At 35.5% G+C, this 16,643-nt stretch carries 18 protein-coding genes; 8 read left to right on the plus strand and 10 right to left on the minus strand.

Features of this window, described 5'->3' with window-relative positions; all coding sequences use genetic code 11:
* Positions 1-109 precede the first annotated feature (109 nt).
* Both KIK00_RS03120 and KIK00_RS03125 read right to left on the minus strand, forming a co-directional pair.
* Positions 110-1,081 carry an iron ABC transporter permease gene (locus tag KIK00_RS03120; RefSeq protein ID WP_255815098.1) on the minus strand — a complete coding sequence of 324 codons (972 nt, stop codon included), beginning with the start codon at positions 1,079-1,081 and terminating at the stop codon, positions 110-112.
* 25 nt (positions 1,082-1,106) lie between these two features.
* The gene (locus tag KIK00_RS03125) at positions 1,107-1,667 is read right to left on the minus strand and encodes a TlpA family protein disulfide reductase (RefSeq protein ID WP_255815099.1); all 561 of its coding nucleotides are present in this window, start codon (positions 1,665-1,667) and stop codon (positions 1,107-1,109) included.
* Positions 1,668-1,700: 33 nt separating this feature from the next.
* Between KIK00_RS03125 and KIK00_RS03130 the strand changes: the two genes are divergently transcribed.
* Together KIK00_RS03130 and KIK00_RS03135 are read left to right on the plus strand one after the other, a co-directional pair.
* Positions 1,701-2,825: a ferredoxin--NADP reductase gene (locus KIK00_RS03130; protein WP_255815100.1), complete on the plus strand. Its 1,125-nt coding sequence runs from the start codon at positions 1,701-1,703 to the stop codon at positions 2,823-2,825.
* Between the two features lie 56 nt (positions 2,826-2,881).
* Positions 2,882-3,439 carry a vancomycin high temperature exclusion protein gene (locus KIK00_RS03135; protein ID WP_370647742.1) on the plus strand — a complete coding sequence of 186 codons (558 nt, stop codon included), beginning with the start codon at positions 2,882-2,884 and terminating at the stop codon, positions 3,437-3,439.
* Here the strand turns inward: KIK00_RS03135 and KIK00_RS03140 are convergent.
* Positions 3,436-6,045, minus strand: a complete 2,610-nt coding sequence (locus KIK00_RS03140) for a BamA/TamA family outer membrane protein (protein ID WP_255815102.1) — start codon at positions 6,043-6,045, stop codon at positions 3,436-3,438. The two genes, KIK00_RS03135 and KIK00_RS03140, sit on opposite strands and share 4 nt — an antisense overlap.
* Here KIK00_RS03140 and KIK00_RS03145 point away from each other — a divergent pair.
* Entirely contained in the window at positions 6,031-6,756 is a 726-nt protein-coding gene (locus KIK00_RS03145) for an RNA methyltransferase (RefSeq protein WP_255815103.1), read from the plus strand. The two genes, KIK00_RS03140 and KIK00_RS03145, sit on opposite strands and share 15 nt — an antisense overlap.
* A 76-nt stretch (positions 6,757-6,832) precedes the next feature.
* Here the strand turns inward: KIK00_RS03145 and KIK00_RS03150 are convergent, their stop codons facing one another.
* From KIK00_RS03150 to porQ, 5 genes are all read right to left on the minus strand, one after another.
* The gene (locus tag KIK00_RS03150) at positions 6,833-7,333 is read right to left on the minus strand and encodes a hypothetical protein (RefSeq protein ID WP_047375134.1); all 501 of its coding nucleotides are present in this window, start codon (positions 7,331-7,333) and stop codon (positions 6,833-6,835) included.
* A gap of 3 nt (positions 7,334-7,336) precedes the next feature.
* Positions 7,337-7,645 carry a phage holin family protein gene (locus KIK00_RS03155; RefSeq protein ID WP_255815104.1) on the minus strand — a complete coding sequence of 103 codons (309 nt, stop codon included), beginning with the start codon at positions 7,643-7,645 and terminating at the stop codon, positions 7,337-7,339.
* 80 nt (positions 7,646-7,725) lie between these two features.
* A complete protein-coding gene (locus KIK00_RS03160; protein WP_255815105.1) occupies positions 7,726-8,076 on the minus strand; it encodes a YtxH domain-containing protein in 351 nt (116 codons plus the stop codon).
* A 95-nt stretch (positions 8,077-8,171) separates the two neighbouring features.
* A complete protein-coding gene (gene cmk, locus KIK00_RS03165; RefSeq protein ID WP_255815106.1) occupies positions 8,172-8,846 on the minus strand; it encodes a (d)CMP kinase in 675 nt (224 codons plus the stop codon).
* A gap of 84 nt (positions 8,847-8,930) precedes the next feature.
* Positions 8,931-9,923, minus strand: a complete 993-nt coding sequence (gene porQ, locus KIK00_RS03170) for a type IX secretion system protein PorQ (RefSeq protein ID WP_255815107.1) — start codon at positions 9,921-9,923, stop codon at positions 8,931-8,933.
* Positions 9,924-10,089: 166 nt separating this feature from the next.
* Between porQ and pyrH the strand changes: the two genes are divergently transcribed.
* Entirely contained in the window at positions 10,090-10,797 is a 708-nt protein-coding gene (pyrH, locus tag KIK00_RS03175) for a UMP kinase (protein WP_255815108.1), read from the plus strand.
* Positions 10,798-10,878: 81 nt separating this feature from the next.
* Here pyrH and KIK00_RS03180 read toward each other — a convergent pair whose 3' ends face one another.
* A complete protein-coding gene (locus KIK00_RS03180) occupies positions 10,879-12,237 on the minus strand; it encodes a lipase family protein (protein WP_255815109.1) in 1,359 nt (452 codons plus the stop codon).
* 301 nt (positions 12,238-12,538) lie between these two features.
* Here KIK00_RS03180 and KIK00_RS03185 point away from each other — a divergent pair, with 301 nt between their 5' ends.
* The 4 genes from KIK00_RS03185 (at position 12,539) to KIK00_RS03200 (ending at position 15,913) form a co-directional block, all read left to right on the plus strand.
* Complete coding sequence (locus KIK00_RS03185) at positions 12,539-12,724, plus strand: hypothetical protein (protein WP_255815110.1); 186 nt, start codon at positions 12,539-12,541, stop codon at positions 12,722-12,724.
* Positions 12,725-12,854: 130 nt separating this feature from the next.
* Positions 12,855-13,499 (plus strand): hypothetical protein, encoded by a 645-nt coding sequence (locus KIK00_RS03190; protein ID WP_255815111.1) that lies wholly within the window; start codon positions 12,855-12,857, stop codon positions 13,497-13,499.
* Between the two features lie 567 nt (positions 13,500-14,066).
* On the plus strand, positions 14,067-14,621 hold the full coding sequence (frr, locus tag KIK00_RS03195; RefSeq protein WP_255816647.1) for a ribosome recycling factor: 555 nt from the start codon (positions 14,067-14,069) through the stop codon (positions 14,619-14,621).
* A 230-nt stretch (positions 14,622-14,851) separates the two neighbouring features.
* Positions 14,852-15,913 (plus strand): 3-oxoacyl-ACP synthase III family protein, encoded by a 1,062-nt coding sequence (locus KIK00_RS03200; RefSeq protein ID WP_255815112.1) that lies wholly within the window; start codon positions 14,852-14,854, stop codon positions 15,911-15,913.
* A gap of 88 nt (positions 15,914-16,001) precedes the next feature.
* Here KIK00_RS03200 and KIK00_RS03205 read toward each other — a convergent pair whose 3' ends face one another.
* Positions 16,002-16,643 carry a hypothetical protein gene (locus KIK00_RS03205; protein ID WP_255815113.1) on the minus strand — a complete coding sequence of 214 codons (642 nt, stop codon included), beginning with the start codon at positions 16,641-16,643 and terminating at the stop codon, positions 16,002-16,004.

Below are 16,643 nucleotides of genomic sequence, written 5' to 3' on the forward strand. Positions count from 1 at the left end.
ATCAAAGATTTTCAGCAAGCATGTGTGTATAATTTTATGATTTAAATATGCAGTTTTCAATTTTATCGGAGATAAAATCTTTGCGTCTTTGCGCTCTCCAACAAAAAAATTACACTTTATTCTGCTTCAAAAGCATCATCAGAATCACAGGAATTCCAAATACAGAGCTTATTACATTCAAAGGGATTTGGGTTTTTTCTGCAATAACTGAGAAAAATAACATAATCAGTATTCCCAGAAACATATTAAGAATCCATTGCTGCCATAATTTGGATGGATTATAGATGAGTCTGCAAAAGTGAGGAACAATAATTCCGATAAAAAGAATAGGTCCCAGAAATGCAGTAACTGAAGCTGAAAGGAGCGAGGAAGCAACTATTATCAGAAGCTTCAGCTGTTTCAGATTTACCCCTAAACTTTGTGCATAGGAGTTTCCGAGAGAGTTTCCAATAAGTGGTTTTATAGCTCTGAAACAGATAAATACCCCAATTAAAACCAAAACAAACAACACATAAATCTGGTTTCTGGTCACCATATTATTGGCTCCGAAAGACCATAATATATAGTTTTTCAAGCTTTGATTCTCGGCATAAAACTGAAGCAGTGATACAATTGCTCCGGCAAAAGCAGATACCAGAAATCCGAAAATAATAAGATAAGATTTGTCCTGAAATCTGTTAGACATCGACAGCAATATCAGCATTAAGAGAAAACTTCCTCCAATGGCTGATAAACTGAGAAAACTGTTCTGTAAAAACTCAGGAAGTAAAATATTGTGGGAAAAGAAAATATAAAAGGCAACAGACAAGCTGGCAACTGAAGTGATTCCCAATATATCAGGTCCTGCCAGCGGGTTTTGAAAATATTCCTGCATCAGAAAACCTGAAGTAGGAATTGAAATTCCGGCCAGCATCATTACCAAAACACGGTTGATGCGGATTTCAGCGATTTGATTATGAGCAGAATCCAGAAAAAAATCCTGGAAGCTTAAACTTAAAAATCCTGTGTTCAGATTGATGACAGCACTCATAATAATGGCAATCACAAATAGCAAACACAGGATTTTAAATCTTTTTAACATAATTCAGAAAGAGTTCAGTCTATTTTTATTGTAAGAAAGAATCGATTTTTGAATTTAATACATCTTCCGTCATCATTCCCAGATATTCATCGGTTTTATCTCCTTTTCTCATGAAAGTAAAAGGAATAGAACCTCCGTCCCATTGTTTGAAATTGGAAGAGAAGAAATTTTGATCTAGTTTTTGTCCATCAAGTAGGATAACATTTTTCCCCAGTTTATTTTCTGTTGCAAAATTCTTTACAGCACCAGCCCAGTCAGCTTTGTCGTCAAGGTTTATGAAAGTGAATTTTACGGGTTTGCTCTTCAGCTCCTCCATTTTACTTTTAAAACTAGGAATTTCTCTCATGCAGGGACCGCACCAGGTTGCAAAAAAGTTGGTGACATATAAAGTATCATTATTTTTTGCTAAATACTGACTTACATTTTCAGGAGAAAGTTCTTTGGGGATATACGTACTTTCCTCAGCACCTGTAGGTTGGGTTACAGAAAGAGAATCTGAAGCTGCAATATTTTCAGTTTTCTGGCCTTCTTTTTTACAGCTGTACAATGCAGTAAGGAGTAACGTGGATAAAATTATCTTCTTCATAAATTATTTTTTATCTATTTTTGAATTGAAGTTATGGAACAACAAATCTATAAAGGAAAACTGATACAGTTTCATCCGTTAAAAATAGCGAAAAAGGAAGAGCTGACCAAAAATACTTTTTCTCTGGAGTTTGATATTCCTGAGAATTTAAAAGAAAATTTCAGATTTGAAGCGGGGCAGTTCGTTAGTATAAAATTTCAAGCACATGGTAAAGAGGTTATTAATGATTATTCAATGACTTCGGCACCTTATGAAGGAAAAATAGGTCTGGGAATAAAGATGAATTCTCCTGAAGGTGCTGCTTCCCAGTTATTTAAAAACTATAATGTGGGTGATGTACTATGGGTGAGTGAACCTGGAGGAAGATTTACATTGGTTTCTAAGCCAAGTGAATTCAGAACAATTGTAGCCTTTGCTGCAGGTATTGGAATTACCCCGATTTTGAGCCACTTCAAGAATATTCTTCACACAGAACCCAGAACCCGGCTGTTTTTATTTTTTGGAAATAAAAGTTCAGAAGATCTGGTGTACCGTGATCAATTGGATAATCTTGCCAGAACATGCGGTGACAGGCTTCAGATATTTTACTTCTTCTCGCAGGAGAAAACAGGGGATCAGTTTTTTTATGGCAGATTGGATGCCAAAAAATTAAATCTTATCATTAATCAGATTCTCCATTTGGACGATACAGATGAAGAATCTACGATCTGGGATGCTGTAGACGAAGTGCTGATTTGCGGAAAAGGAGAAATGATCAAGACACTGGCCAATGCCTGCTATCACCATGGAATTCCGAAAAAGAACATCCATTTTGAACTTTTTGAGGAATTTAATGATGATATTTATCCTGTAGAAAAAGAATTTCCTTTGATTGAAGATATAGAGATTGAATTTACCATGCTCGGGAAAAAATATACTACTTATCTTCCTGATAACAAGGATAAAATCTTACAGCAGCTTCTGATTCAGAAGTTCCCGGTTCCTTATTCATGCAAATCCGGAATCTGTGGAAGCTGTGAATGTTCTTTAGAAGACGGAGAAGTGGAACTGCTGGAGAATGAGTATCTTACTGAACGAGAAGAACAGCAGGGGCATATATTGGCTTGCATGTCTATTGTGAAAAGTAAAAAAATAAAGCTTAACTTTGATCTTAGTTGAGAGTCATTAGGAACATATTTAACCTGGGTTTTATATCATTGGAATTGGGTATTCTGATGATATGTTTCTGTAATGTGTGGGTTTTCGGGCTTACCAACGGGAGAACCTATACCAAAATCTCAAAAATTCCACCAAGAGAAATAGCATTGGTTCTGGGAACATCTCCGAAAATGAGATCTGGAAAATCTAATCCTTATTTCACAAAAAGAATGGATGCAGCAGCTCTTCTTTACCATCATGGGAAAATCAAGAAAATCATAGTGAGCGGTGAGAAGAGTAAAGGTTACAATGAACCGAGAGCAATGAAAAATTACCTGGTTTATCTGGAAGGTGTTCCGGAAGATATTATTGTGGAAGATCCTAAAGGTTTCAATACCTATAAAAGTATTCTCCGTTGTAAGGATGTTTATAAAAAGAAAAATGTCATTATTGTATCTCAGGGATATCATAACCTGAGGGCCTTATTTTTTGCGAGAAATAATGATATGAATGCTTTGGGATTTGATGCTCAGGATGTCACAAAATCTGAAAGCTTCTACAGGAATCAGACGAGGGAAATCCTCGCCCGTGTGATTGCTGTAGTCTATTTTATTTTAGGCGTTTCTCCGGATTAGAAAGGATATCCGAACGCAATATTAACAGTAGGTTTAAAAGGCTGGAAATATTTGAATCTCCATCGGTCTCCTTCAGGTTTATTAGGGTCATATATTTTATAAGCAAGGTCAATTCTTGCCGTAACATACGCGATATTCAATCTTAAACCGAATCCACTTCCGATACCTACCTGCTTCAGAAACTTATTGAATTTAAACTCATCTCCATATCCGTCATTATAGTTACGAAGACTCCAGGTATTTCCTATATCTGTAAATAAAGCTCCCTCATAGGTCTTATTGAATGGAATTCGGTATTCAATATTGGTGGTAAGCTTTAAATTATCTGTCATATAAGTACGTACTCTTTCGTCCACCTGAGAATCTGCAGGACCTAGCCCTCCAAATGCTACCCAGGCTCTGATATCGTTGGAACCCCCATTGAAATAAGACTTGATGATCGGCATATCTTCAGAATTTCCATACGGTATTCCAATCCCGATAAACTGACGAAGTACCAATGTCTGGTTGCCATTGAATTTGAAATATTTTCTGGCATCAATATCAAATTTTACAAACTGTGCGTACGGTAACCCGAAAATGGTTTTTTGAGGGCCGGTAACAACCCCTCCGCTGTTATCTTTTTTGTTGAATAAACTTAAAATGTTACCCGCAAGCTCAACTTTCCCATTAAAGTAAAATGCATTTGGATATTCTTTTTTCCCGATTTCACTGTATACAAAGTTATAAATCATGGAAGAAATAAGCACATCCTGAGTCTGTCTGTCTTTATTAACCAAAGTTCCTCTGAACGCTGTCAAAAGATCAGTTCCCTGCTGATTAAGACTTCCACGGTAGGCTTCGTTCTCGATAATCTTTTTAGAAACCTCATCTACGCTGAGTTTTCCATCTCTATAATCTTGTCCGGTTTGTTGAGTTTCCGGATTAAACATAAAGTAATTCCCGAAAACCTCATCTTTTACCCTTCCGTCATTCACAAAGTAATCGTAGTATGCATCTTTATTTTTAGTCAGACTGACCTGGGTATTGAACAAAGTAAGCTTATGATATACCTGGTCATTTACACTGGCCTGATAATTAAGTCCTGTATTAAAGATAATTCTTCCCAAACCAATGTTGTTCTGTATAGATGCCCCCAACAGAATAGAAGATGTAGGCGTATATCGTTTAGGGATAAATTTATAATAATTAAATGGAAGCAAAAGTCTCGGAAAATTCAAAGATGCCTGAGCTGATATTTCGTATGCTGCAACTCTCTTATCAATATCTTTTGTACTTCTGATAGATCCAAATGTCCCCGAAAGGCTTGTAGAAAGGTTTTCTGCCCCCCTGAAAACATTTCTGGTGGTAAGATCTACGGAAGGAGAAATTCCGAGATTTAGAATCTGGGAATAATTAATATCCGTTCCCAGTTTAAACTCGTACTTAGGAAGTGGTTTCAGTACATATAAAACATCAACAATACTGTCGTTAGGAGAAGCCATTCCTCCTTGTCTCAGTGAGTCTCTTGCCTTAACGATGCTAAAATTGTTCATCGCCAAAAGATTTCTCTTAGTAACATCAAGCTTGGTCTGGTCGAAAACCTTTTTATTGTCCGGAATAATAGCTCTCCATATGGATGAAAGTTTATATTTATCATTCATCGTATGGAATCTTATTCTTCTTAAACTGTCTTTTTTGGTATTTTTAGGGTAATCACCCGGTTCATCTATAATAGCAACATCTATATTTCCGAAGGTTGAAATTTTATAAGGAGTATCCAGAGAGTCTTTATGAATTTCGAGAGTTAACGGAACTTGTTTTCTGCTTTTAAGAGAGTCAGCTACAAAATAAACCTCATCATTGGAAGCATTGAATCTATAGAACCCAAACTCCCTCATCAGATCAGTAATTCGGGTTACTTCTCTTTCCAGAACAGTCTGATCAAGAATCTGTCCGGATCTTATAAGACTTCTGTTCAGATTATAGTTATAATAACCTTTGATCCCCTGATCCGGAATATTGTAAAAGTAATCTTTAATCCGGGTAGGATCATTATGCTTAATAGAATAATTAACAGATGCTTTTTTAGAAGCAGAATCCAGAGTATGTTTGTATGTTACATCAGCATCCCAGTACCCTCTGTAGGTAAGTCTTTTCTTGATAGATTCAGCACTTTTTTCGCTTCTTGTCTGATCAAGTATTACCGGCGGTGTTCCCCAATTGTGCAATAAACGATCGAACAGCAGACTTTTTCCGACACTGCTTTTCATATTATATTTAAGGAATAAAGAGTCTCTCAGTTTCTGATTCCTCATCTCACCGGGATAGGTCATATATTCGTTAAGTATTGTATCGTATTTTGTATCAGCCATATTGTACAGAAGAAGACTTAATGGCATGAAAAGGAATTGCTTTTTATTGGGCTTTTGCTGAATATAATCTTTAAGTTCCTCATCGAAAAATTCTTTTTTATCCTCGAACCCTAATGTGTTCTTGGTAAGCAGATATTCGCCTTCAGGAACTTTTTTTGTTGTACTACAAGCATAAAGGAGACCAACAAATGTTGCAAATGAGATAATTTTATAATATTTTTGAGGAGAATTCTTATAATGCTTACAGCTCATACAATAAAAGTTTTACAATCTTTAGATAAAAAGAAGTTCAGACAAAAATACAATTTGTTTTTGGTTGAAGGTAATAAAATCATTTGTGAACTTTTTAATTCTAACTTTAAAGTTAAAGAAATATTGTCAACCGATCCGCAAAAATTGGACCGTACTGATATTCCTGTGACCCATATCTCTGAAAATGAATTAAAAAAAATTAGTTTTCTTAAAACGCCAAAAGATTCCGTAGCGGTATGTTATCTCGCTGAGGAAGAAAAATTAACGGATAAGAATATACAGTTGGTTTTGGATGGGATACAGGATCCCGGAAATTTAGGTACGATTATACGGCTGGCAGACTGGTTCGGTATAGAGCAGATTATCTGTAGTGAAGATACGGTGGATGTTTACAATCCGAAAGTTATTCAGGCTACTATGGGCTCTTTTACCAGAGTTAATGTTGTTTATACTGATCTTGTGGAATATCTTTCCGCAACTGAGAATGTAAATATCGGAACTGATATGGAAGGAGAAAATATCTATACATTTGAAAAACCCGAAAAGATCAATCTGATCTTAGGAAATGAAGGGAACGGAATGAGACCGGAAACTGAAAAGCTTTTACAAAAAAGTATCAGCATTCCGAGGTTCGGAAAATCCCAGTCTACAGAAAGCCTGAATGTATCAATGGCTGCCGGGATTATTTTAGGACAGTTATTTTCAAAATAGAAGCTATAAACTAGAGGTTAGAAATTAGTATAAATCACTGGATATTCTCTAACTTCTAGTTTCTAACATCTAATTTCTATATCAACTGTTCCATGCTGGAAACACTTTTATTTTTCTGATATACTTCCATCTTTTTTCTGACATATTTCAGCGCTATAGGTGCGAGGTAGATCAATGCAGCACCAATCAGTTTTTTCTTCCAGTTGGAGCTTTTCATATTCTTTTTTGCGTAGTTTCCTACGATAGCAGTAACCCCTAATTTAACAAGGCTGTCTGTAATATTCCCTCCTTTAAAAGCGGAGCTTGCAATTCCTACAGCTGTATTTTTGTTAATCAGCAGATCTTTTACTTCTGAGGTAAGCTGTTTAGCAATGACGTCCTTTCTCAGAACCACTTTTTCATCGCCGTCTTCATCTATCTTTTCCTGAAGGTATTGGTCACTTAATCCATTGGTAAATGCACTTAAGCTTTCCTTCGTGTTTTTGAAGGTAAGAAGATTCTCCAGATCACTTATTTCACCTTGAAGCAGTTTTTTCTTTCTTCTTAATTCTTCTATGCTTTCGTATTTTCTGCCCATAGTTTAATGATTTAAAAATTTAATAACCTGATCTGCAACAGTATTGACAATCTTAGTTTTGAAGGCAATGACAAACGCCATTACCAATGCATAGAATGCAGCAACAATTAAGAATCCGTAAGAGTAATTATCCAGTGCTTTTCCGATAAGGAAAGCGATTCCAAAATTGAAAAGGATAATGAAAAAAGCAAAAGCAACAAGCAGTACTACAAAGTAAGTAATGAGCCCGGCAGAAAGAGAAGACTTTTCAGTAGCTTCAATTTTCAGAAGATCTATTCTCTTGGAGGCGTATTCTTTAATAGTTTCTATCATTGTTTTTTTTTAAAGTTACAAAAAAAGGAACTTTCGCACAAAAGTTCCTTTCTGTAATTTACTTGAAAAAGATAAATTACTTATTTTTTTAGATCGTTCAGTTCTGCTTCTACATCCTTTACTACGTCTGCAGTTTTAGAAACAATCTGATCTTTGTATTTGTCATATCCGTCTTTCACAGTATGTGCTACGCTGTTTGCAGTTTCTTTGAAAGTAGAAGAAATATTGCCATATTGGTCTTTTACTTTTTCAGAAACCTCTCCGTATTTATTTTTAGCCTGATCTTTAAGATCATTTGCCTTATCTTTTATCTTTTTTCTGGTTTCTTTACCTTCTTCCGGTGCGTAAAGCATTCCTAAGATTACACCTGCTGCAGCACCTGCAAGAAGTCCTGCCAATATACCTGCTGTATTATTTCCTTTTCTAGACATTTTAAGTTTTTTAATAATTAATAATAGATTAGTTTTTACAGTAATAAAACTTACAATTTGTATACCAAAGGAGGCTTTAAGCCTATTAAAAATTGTTAAATCTTTTCGATGTGAGATAAAATAAGTTCTATAGTTTCTTCTTTGGTCAATTCCGAATTATCAATAATGATAGCGTCTTCAGCCTGCTTCAATGGGGCTATTTCACGCTCACTGTCAATCTTGTCCCGTTCTATAAGGTTTTGCTTTACCTGCTCTTTATCTGCTTCAATTCCCATGCCTTGCAGTTCCAGGAACCTTCTACTGGTTCTTTCGTCAATACTGGCAGTAAGAAAGAATTTATAGTCCGCATTTGGCAGAACTACTGTCCCAATGTCACGTCCGTCCATAATGACACCTCCTTTTTCTGCCAAAGTGCGCTGTGACTGCAGTAAAAAATCTCTTACCTCTTTCTGCTTGGCAACAAGGCTTACATTGTCAGATACTATATTGGTGCGGATTTCTTTAGAGATATCCGTGTCATTAAGAAAAAGGATAAGTGTTCCATCGTTGCTTTTAAACTCAAGGCTGATCTGGTCTAAAGAAGAGAATAGGGTATTGAGATCAATTCCTCCATTTTCGTCCAGACAATGCTGCAATGCATACCAGGTAACTCCTCGGTAGAGAGCTCCTGTATCCATATGAATAAGTCCCAGTTTATCTGCAATGATTTTAGAGATAGAACTTTTTCCGGTAGACGAGTACCCATCGATAGCAATTACAGGTTTTTTCATACTGCAAATTTCAAGATTTTTTCTTAAAAATCAAGAGGAAGTAAGAAAATTTCAGAATAATTAAGAAAATTTCAGCCGGAAAGATTACTCTCCTCTGTGGCTGGAAAGGTCCATGGAGATTCCTATCTGATTGACATTTGAAGAGTTGTGATATCTTACGTGTGCATAATCTATACGGAATCTGGAAACTTTTACTCCAAATCCTGCAGAAAGTCCCGAGAAGTTTCTTTGATCTGCAACAGCCAGTTCATTTCCTCTTTTTACATTATAACCCAATCGGATGTTGAAATTCTTTTCCGGAAACAGTTCAGCTCCCAATGAAAAGTGGTCTGCAATTTTTCTGCCGGCATTTACTTCCTGTCCGTCAAGGTTATATTCTGAAGAAATATCGAATTTCTGAAGATCATGCGCTGTAATAGTGATCGCAAGAGGGAAGTTCTTGATTATTTTGGTATACCCCAGATCAATTCTGAAAGGAAGATTTTCTCTAGTTCCATTGAATGATTTCAGCTGGAAACCGAAATTTCTCATCACCAGAGAAAGTACTTCTTTATTTTTTTTATTATGATAGGTAACGCCCGCTGTTCCTGAAATTGCGGAAGAAGTATAGTTGTCAATTTTTGAGGTAACGAAATTAAGTCCTCCACCAATCGTCCAGTCTTCTTCAAACTGGTAGGCATAGCCTGCACCAATAGCTACATCTGACGCTTTGAATTCTCCGTTTTCGAAACCGCTTTCATCCGTTCTCGGTGTACTTCCATAGCTCATATACCTGGCATTGATGGTAGCCATGTGGCCGTTCTCAAAGTCTTTGGCATAAGCAATAGTTCCGTATTTTGAATCGGCAAGATAAGCTGTTGCGTTTACAGAAAGCTGTTTGTCAGAATCTTTATTTAACAGGGCAGGGTTTGCAATAGCAAAGGAAACATCATAATCTCTTATCGAAATTGCATCACCACCCAAAGCAGCCTGTCTTGCAGATACAGGTACATTTAAGAACGGATAAACATTTGTTCCTGTTTGCGCATAAGAAACAATTCCTGATAGAAATAATGAAAAAATGATAATTTTCTTCAACTCAATTTATAATTAATGCAAAAATAATCCTTTTTCGTACTTTTCAAAATATTTCTTACATTATTTCTATTTAAATATTTTTCTTTTATCAATATCTTTAATGATTATATTTGCAAAATCAAATTCTGGGGAAACCCTACTAGTAAAAAGTTATTAAAAATAAAAGATGAAATATAAAAGAATCCTTCTGAAACTAAGCGGTGAGGCCTTAATGGGAAACAGACAATATGGTATTGATACCGAAAGACTGCAGGAATATGCTGTTGAGATCAAGAAAGTAGTCGAAAAAGGCTGTGAAGTTGCGATCGTCATTGGAGGAGGAAATATTTTCCGTGGTGTTGCAGGAGCTGCAAAAGGAATGGACAGAGTACAGGGAGACTATATGGGAATGCTGGCAACTGTCATCAATGGTATGGCACTGCAGGGAGCATTGGAAGATGCAGGAATCAAAACAAGACTTCAGTCTGCTATCGAAATGGATAAAGTAGCTGAACCTTTCATCAAAAGAAGAGCAGTAAGACACCTTGAAAAAGGAAGAGTAGTGATCTTCGGAGCAGGAACAGGAAATCCTTATTTTACTACAGATACAGCAGCTACTTTAAGAGCTATCGAAATTGGAGCTGATGTGATCTTAAAAGGAACAAGAGTAGACGGAATCTATGACAGCGATCCTGAAAAAAATGCTGATGCTGTAAAATACAATTCATTATCTTTCGATGAAGTATTTGAAAAAAACCTTAAAGTAATGGATATGACTGCCTTTACTTTGAGCCATGAAAACAAATTGCCAATCATCGTATTCGATATGAATAAAGAGGGTAACCTGTCAAAAATTGTAGACGGAGAAAATGTGGGTACTTTGGTTGATTTGTAATCAACTTTTGTATGAAAATATAAAAAACACCTGCCACGATAATCGTGACAGGTGTTTTTGTTTTTATAGTAGTTTTAATAATTATTTATCTGCCTCAATGTTCTGCTTGGCATTTTCCTTTTCAACCAAAGTGTAATGGGAGAAAACCCATTCAATGATCTGATTTATTATTTTCATGATCATCTCAAATTCGGTGACAGCAGTTACTCCCGGTACCAACTTCACAACGTTTGGTTTGGGTAATGGCTGTGATAAAATAAGACCTTTTACTTCTGGATTAGACCCTGCCGCAGGAATACCATTATACATCCCCACATGTTGTACTGATAGCTGAAGCATATAGTCTTGCAAAGTTTCAGGAGGTGTTTTGATACTGATCGAGGAGCTGCTTGAGTGCTGTAGTTGACCTGGAAGTGATTTGTTTTGTATTCTTGTATAACTGGCTCCTGATTTTGAAGAATCATCGATAGCCATTTTCTGTAAAGCATTTAATATGGAGGCCGTCATATTTGTAGGTGCCTGGCCGTATATAGTTGCGATCTTTCCCAGTTCTGATACCGGCCACGCATGAGGCACTACATCCAAATCATTCCAGTGCATGGTATTCCAGCTTTGGTAAGTACCTGTTTGTTGCTGCCATCCTGGAGGTAACGGTGGAAATTTACTATTGAACAGGCTGGCAAATGCTGTCTCACCTGGAGTTGGCCCTGCGGTAGGGTATACAAGCGTTACACCGAATGCATTCAGATCTTTATTTTCTTTCAGATAAAGGGCAAGTGTAGGAGATAATGCTCCTGCAAGACTGTGTCCGCAAAATATAATAGCTGTACCTGGTTCCGGATTTAACCCTGCAAGAAACTGCTGCAGTGTAGTATTAGGTGAAGCTGCAGATTGAGGGCTTTCAAGTCCGAGAAGGATACTTACACCGGTAGCAGTACCTTTTGAAATATAAGGGTCAGTGCCATTATAAGCTGATGGAGCGAAATTGGAAGGATTATAAGTCGTCCAGTTTACCACTTCTGAAACTGAGAAATCTTCTGTTTCCCAATCGTAAAGTGACGAAGGATTAGTTGCTGCAATAGCTACAACGTAAGTAGGCAATGTAGGACCTCCAGGAAATGCAACAGCATCACATTTAGCTACATATAATGCATTATCTGCAACTCCTGTAGGTACACCCTTTTCATTTTTTTCTTCAATCAGTGCAGGTCCCCAGACAAGATCCCAGCTTCCTAATACCGGTAGAACTGAAGGGTCAGCTGTTGAAGGTGTTTTTTGGTCCATTATTTTAACAGGAGGAACATTATTAAAATAAAAAGATAAATCATACTGAAGCTGTTGCTGTAGTTGAATGCCAAAACCGTTGTAACCTCCGGCACGGTTGGCAAGACCTGCCATACCAAATACTTGTTGATAGGCATCTAAAGATGGATTTGTCATAATGTGATTGGTTTAATTAGTTTATAATTGTTTTTCTAAAAAATATCTTCTCTAAGATTTTCCATTGTCATTGCAGATATTATATTTAGAATACCTGCTGAAGTTTTGTTTAAAAGATAGAGTAAAGGAAGTCATTAAAAATGATATCACACTAAGTAGAAATAACCAAAATATCCCATAGGTATTTATACCCGAAAATTTTGCTGTAAGATAATTTTCAGATAAAACAACGTTCTTTTTTCCAAAGAGAAGACAAGTACATAAAATCCATATTGGAAATAGGTATTATTCGAAAACAATCATGATTCCGAAATATGATCTAGATGCAGAACCAATTATCACTCCTTACATCATAAACAACGAAGCCAAGTTCTGCGAAATGCTAATGTCAGTAAACGGAAATCAACCATTATTCAGTCAAAAATCAACTATGGAAAAAGCAGGAATAAAGAATGTGGATAAAATGCAAGAGGAAATAAATTCTTAAATGGAGAAAAAGGCAATTGCTGATCCAAAAAAATAAACCTTATTTCTTTGATGAAAATAAATATATATTGTGTGGTATTTTATATATTCAATAATATTTCTATCTTTGAGACTTAACTAAACTAATAACTATGAAAAAATTACTTCTGCTAGCAAGCAGTGTGTTGCTATTTTCTTGTTCAACAAATGAAGAAATAGGAAATCAGGAAAAATCTACACTATCTGAATCAAAAATTCAAGCTTTTAAAAAAGGTTCGGAGAAAGGTTCGTCTGGTGATCCTACTACTTTTAAGTGTGGTTCGACCAGCTTCATTAATCCTATCAACGTAAATCCAAACTATCCGTACATCAGTAATTACGAGGTACTATACAAGGAAGGAACTCCAATGTGGGGAAGAAACCAAATATACCTTGATAAATTTGTTGCGCAAGCTTTATTTCCGTCTATAAATGGTCCTTTTCTAGGTGGTCCGACAATTTACTATGGATATAATGCATATGGAGATTACCTAAGCGATCCTACCCCTTATGATAATAATGCCGAGTATTCGTACGGGCAAGACGAGGATAATGCGTTATACTACGGAGATATATTCCCTTATAATGCATCAATGACGAATGATGCGGCTAATACTGTTTATCATCATTTTAAGACTTATATTGACCAATGGACATCTCAAGGTAAGCATGTAGTAGCAGTACACATTTTTACTGAAAGCTATCTTTGTATACCTGCCGCAAAAGGTATAAGAATAAGATTGAAATTTAGTAATTAAATATTTTCTTACCTTAATAGTAATAGTAGCCTTCTCTTTGAGAGGGCTTTTTGTTATATTGTGGAAAACTATTACTATGGAAAAATTGCGTTTTGATGACTTTGATGAAGCTAAGTCCTATTTCAGATTACTTGGATACGATTATTATGCATTAATACTGGCCAGAAAAGGAATAAGATGTCAAAACCATGTTTAAATTAGGCGTAGAGAATTAAAAGAAATAAAAGCAAAATTAGTTGACTTACAGTCTAACAGGATGCATATTTATAATTATTCACGTAATTTTATAAGAAAATACGATTACGAAATTACTTCTAACAAGAATGAAAGAGAAGTCATAAATATATATCAGAGTACTTGTATTTGAAAAATATTCTAGTTTTCTTGAAATACAGAAGGCAGTCTTACCAAAATATGGAAATAATCATTATTTTTGCAGCACTGAATAGTAAAAAATAGTAAAAAAACAGTAAAAAACAGCTTGAAAACAGGCGATTTATGAAATTTAACTATTTGATTATCAGTGGGTATGAAAATATGTGTAATTTATCAAACTTTAATATAATAATGGAAGAATTAGATCTTATATTAGAATCTGTAAAACAAGACATGGATGCAGCTGTAAAGCACCTGGATCACGCATTTCAAAGAATTAGAGCAGGACGTGCTTCTACATCAATGGTTCAGGATGTAATGGTAGAATACTATGGAGCAATGACTCCTATCAACCAGGTTGCGAATGTTTCTGTTCCGGATGCAATGACAATCTCTATTCAACCTTGGGACAGAACTGCAATCAATGCGATTGAAAAAGCGATCATCAATTCAAACTTAGGTTTTGCACCTTCTAATAATGGAGAGAACATTATTCTGAACGTTCCGCCTTTAACAGAGGAAAGAAGAAAAGAACTTGCAAAACAGGCTAAAGTGGAAGCTGAGCAGACTAAAGTAACAGTAAGAAACGCAAGACAGGATGGTTTGAAAGAACTAAAAAAAATAGAGGGAGTTTCTGAAGATGTTGTAAAAGGAGTGGAAGAAGAAATCCAGACTTATACGGACAAATATGTAAAGCTTTGTGATGAGCATCTTAAGACAAAAGAAGCTGAAATTATGAAAGTATAATTTTCAGTTTTTGAAAATAATAAAGAGGTTTCCGATGGGAAGCCTCTTTTTTTCTTTTAAATAAGCTTGTTCTATTGCTTTTGGGTTATGTATTTATTGTTTTTGGTTAGAACTTTATTGTAAAAATGTCTCATTCCATAATATATTGGTGAGTATTTGCGTTAATTCATTATATTTATAGAATTATTCCTGCAAACTTAATTTAAAACAGGAAATTAAACATTTTAAAAGTGATGACGAAGATTATTGGTGTAGGCAACTACATACCATCTGAAACGATAACTAATCTATTTTTTGATAAGCATATTTTTCTTAATGAAAAAGGAATATTATTAAAAGAGAATAATACATCTATTACAGATAAGTTAAAAAAAATTACAGGTATTGAAGAAAGAAGATATGCTCATAGTACAGAGGTTACTTCAGATCTTGGATTTATCGCAGCTAAGGCTGCCATTGAAAATGCAGGAATAGATCCTGAAACATTAGACTATATTATTTTTGCCCATAATTTTGGAGATGTTCGTTTTGGAACAATTCAATCTGATGCGGTTCCAAGTCTTGCGGCAAGGGTAAAGCATTTATTAGGAATAAGAAATAACTTCTGCGTGGCGTATGATGTTCTTTTTGGATGTCCTGGTTGGATTGAAGGAGTGATACAGGCTAATGCATTTATTAAAGCCGGTATTGCAAAACGATGTTTGGTAATTGGCGGGGAAACTCTTTCCCGTGTAGTGGATATTCATGACAGAGACAGTATGATCTATGCTGATGGAGCAGGGGCTGCTGTGTTGGAAGTTAACAACGATGATGACTCTGGAATAAAGGCACATCTGTCAGCCTCTTATACTTTTGAGGAGAAAGATTATCTGTATTTTGGGAAATCTTACAACAACGAGAAATGTCAGGATACAAAATACATCAAAATGGATGGGCGAAAAATTTATGAGTTTGCCTTAGTAAATGTTCCTGATGCCATGAAAAAATGTCTGGACAGCAGCGGATATTCCATCAGTCAATTAAATAAAATTATTATTCATCAGGCTAATGAAAAAATGGATGAGGCTATTGTTAACAGGTTTTACCAGTTGTATCATACACCAGTTCCTGAAAATATAATGCCAATGGTCATTCATAAACTGGGAAACAGCAGTGTGGCTACCATTCCGTCTTTATTGACTATGATTTTAAAGGATGAACTGGAGCATCATAAAATCCAGAAAAATGATGTGGTTTTATTTGCTTCTGTTGGTGCGGGAATGAACATTAATGCCTTTGTTTATAAGTTTTAAACTGAGCATGAAAAAACTGAAATCATGAAGCGTATTCTTCAGTTTTAAAAATATAAAAAGAGGTTTCCAATGGAGACCTCTTTTATTTTTACAGACATTTGATTTGTCCTTTCTGATCTTTATGCTGTAACAGAGATTGAAACGTTGTAAGCAATTTATCAATATTGCACTGTACTTCTTTACTTGGAATATTATCCGCTGTTTTTTCTTTTTGATCAGATTTTATGCTGTATTTCTTTTCAAGGCACTTCAGGGGTTTGCCATTCTGAAGATAAATACGGGTTTCTGTAATATCATCTTTAGTAACAGGTTTTTCCGGAGTACCGCCGTCAAAATTCCATACAGTTTCCTGTCTGAATATAAAGAAAGGCTTTCCATCTTTTATAAAATATTTTTCAGATCCGGAGAAATGGCTGTGCTCTGCGTAAAAATGCTCTATCACTTTGATCTCATTTTTATCTGAATGAAAAGTAACTTCACCTGAAGGTTCATCATTACAATCATAAATAAACTTTGATTGACCTAGCTTTTTAGCCTCCAGTTGGGTCTGAAGAGCAGCATATTCTTTTTTAATCTGATCAATGGGATCTTCTGAAGTACTGGTCTTCACTGAATCCTTTTTCATAACTAAACTATCTTTTGAAATAGATTCTTTATGGGGAGTTTGGTCTTTTTCATTTTTACAGGAAAAAATAAGAAGCAGACTCGCTGTCAGAAGTAAGGCTCTCAT

The organism is Chryseobacterium sp. MA9, assembly GCF_024399315.1.
Taxonomy (GTDB): Bacteria; Bacteroidota; Bacteroidia; order Flavobacteriales; family Weeksellaceae; genus Chryseobacterium.

What these genes read in the sequence shown, in the direction of transcription:
- KIK00_RS03120 (WP_255815098.1), bottom strand. Translation starts at nt 1,081, where the DNA reads ATGTTAAAAAGATTTAAAATCCTGTGTTTGCTATTTGTGATTGCCATT.
- KIK00_RS03125 (WP_255815099.1), bottom strand. Translation starts at nt 1,667, where the DNA reads ATGAAGAAGATAATTTTATCCACGTTACTCCTTACTGCATTGTACAGC.
- KIK00_RS03130 (WP_255815100.1), top strand. Translation starts at nt 1,701, where the DNA reads ATGGAACAACAAATCTATAAAGGAAAACTGATACAGTTTCATCCGTTA.
- KIK00_RS03135 (WP_370647742.1), top strand. Translation starts at nt 2,882, where the DNA reads ATGATATGTTTCTGTAATGTGTGGGTTTTCGGGCTTACCAACGGGAGA.
- KIK00_RS03145 (WP_255815103.1), top strand. Translation starts at nt 6,031, where the DNA reads ATGCTTACAGCTCATACAATAAAAGTTTTACAATCTTTAGATAAAAAG.
- KIK00_RS03140 (WP_255815102.1), bottom strand. Translation starts at nt 6,045, where the DNA reads ATGAGCTGTAAGCATTATAAGAATTCTCCTCAAAAATATTATAAAATT.
- KIK00_RS03150 (WP_047375134.1), bottom strand. Translation starts at nt 7,333, where the DNA reads ATGGGCAGAAAATACGAAAGCATAGAAGAATTAAGAAGAAAGAAAAAA.
- KIK00_RS03155 (WP_255815104.1), bottom strand. Translation starts at nt 7,645, where the DNA reads ATGATAGAAACTATTAAAGAATACGCCTCCAAGAGAATAGATCTTCTG.
- KIK00_RS03160 (WP_255815105.1), bottom strand. Translation starts at nt 8,076, where the DNA reads ATGTCTAGAAAAGGAAATAATACAGCAGGTATATTGGCAGGACTTCTT.
- cmk (WP_255815106.1), bottom strand. Translation starts at nt 8,846, where the DNA reads ATGAAAAAACCTGTAATTGCTATCGATGGGTACTCGTCTACCGGAAAA.
- pyrH (WP_255815108.1), top strand. Translation starts at nt 10,090, where the DNA reads ATGAAATATAAAAGAATCCTTCTGAAACTAAGCGGTGAGGCCTTAATG.
- KIK00_RS03180 (WP_255815109.1), bottom strand. Translation starts at nt 12,237, where the DNA reads ATGACAAATCCATCTTTAGATGCCTATCAACAAGTATTTGGTATGGCA.
- KIK00_RS03185 (WP_255815110.1), top strand. Translation starts at nt 12,539, where the DNA reads ATGATTCCGAAATATGATCTAGATGCAGAACCAATTATCACTCCTTAC.
- KIK00_RS03190 (WP_255815111.1), top strand. Translation starts at nt 12,855, where the DNA reads ATGAAAAAATTACTTCTGCTAGCAAGCAGTGTGTTGCTATTTTCTTGT.
- frr (WP_255816647.1), top strand. Translation starts at nt 14,067, where the DNA reads ATGGAAGAATTAGATCTTATATTAGAATCTGTAAAACAAGACATGGAT.
- KIK00_RS03205 (WP_255815113.1), bottom strand. Translation starts at nt 16,643, where the DNA reads ATGAGAGCCTTACTTCTGACAGCGAGTCTGCTTCTTATTTTTTCCTGT.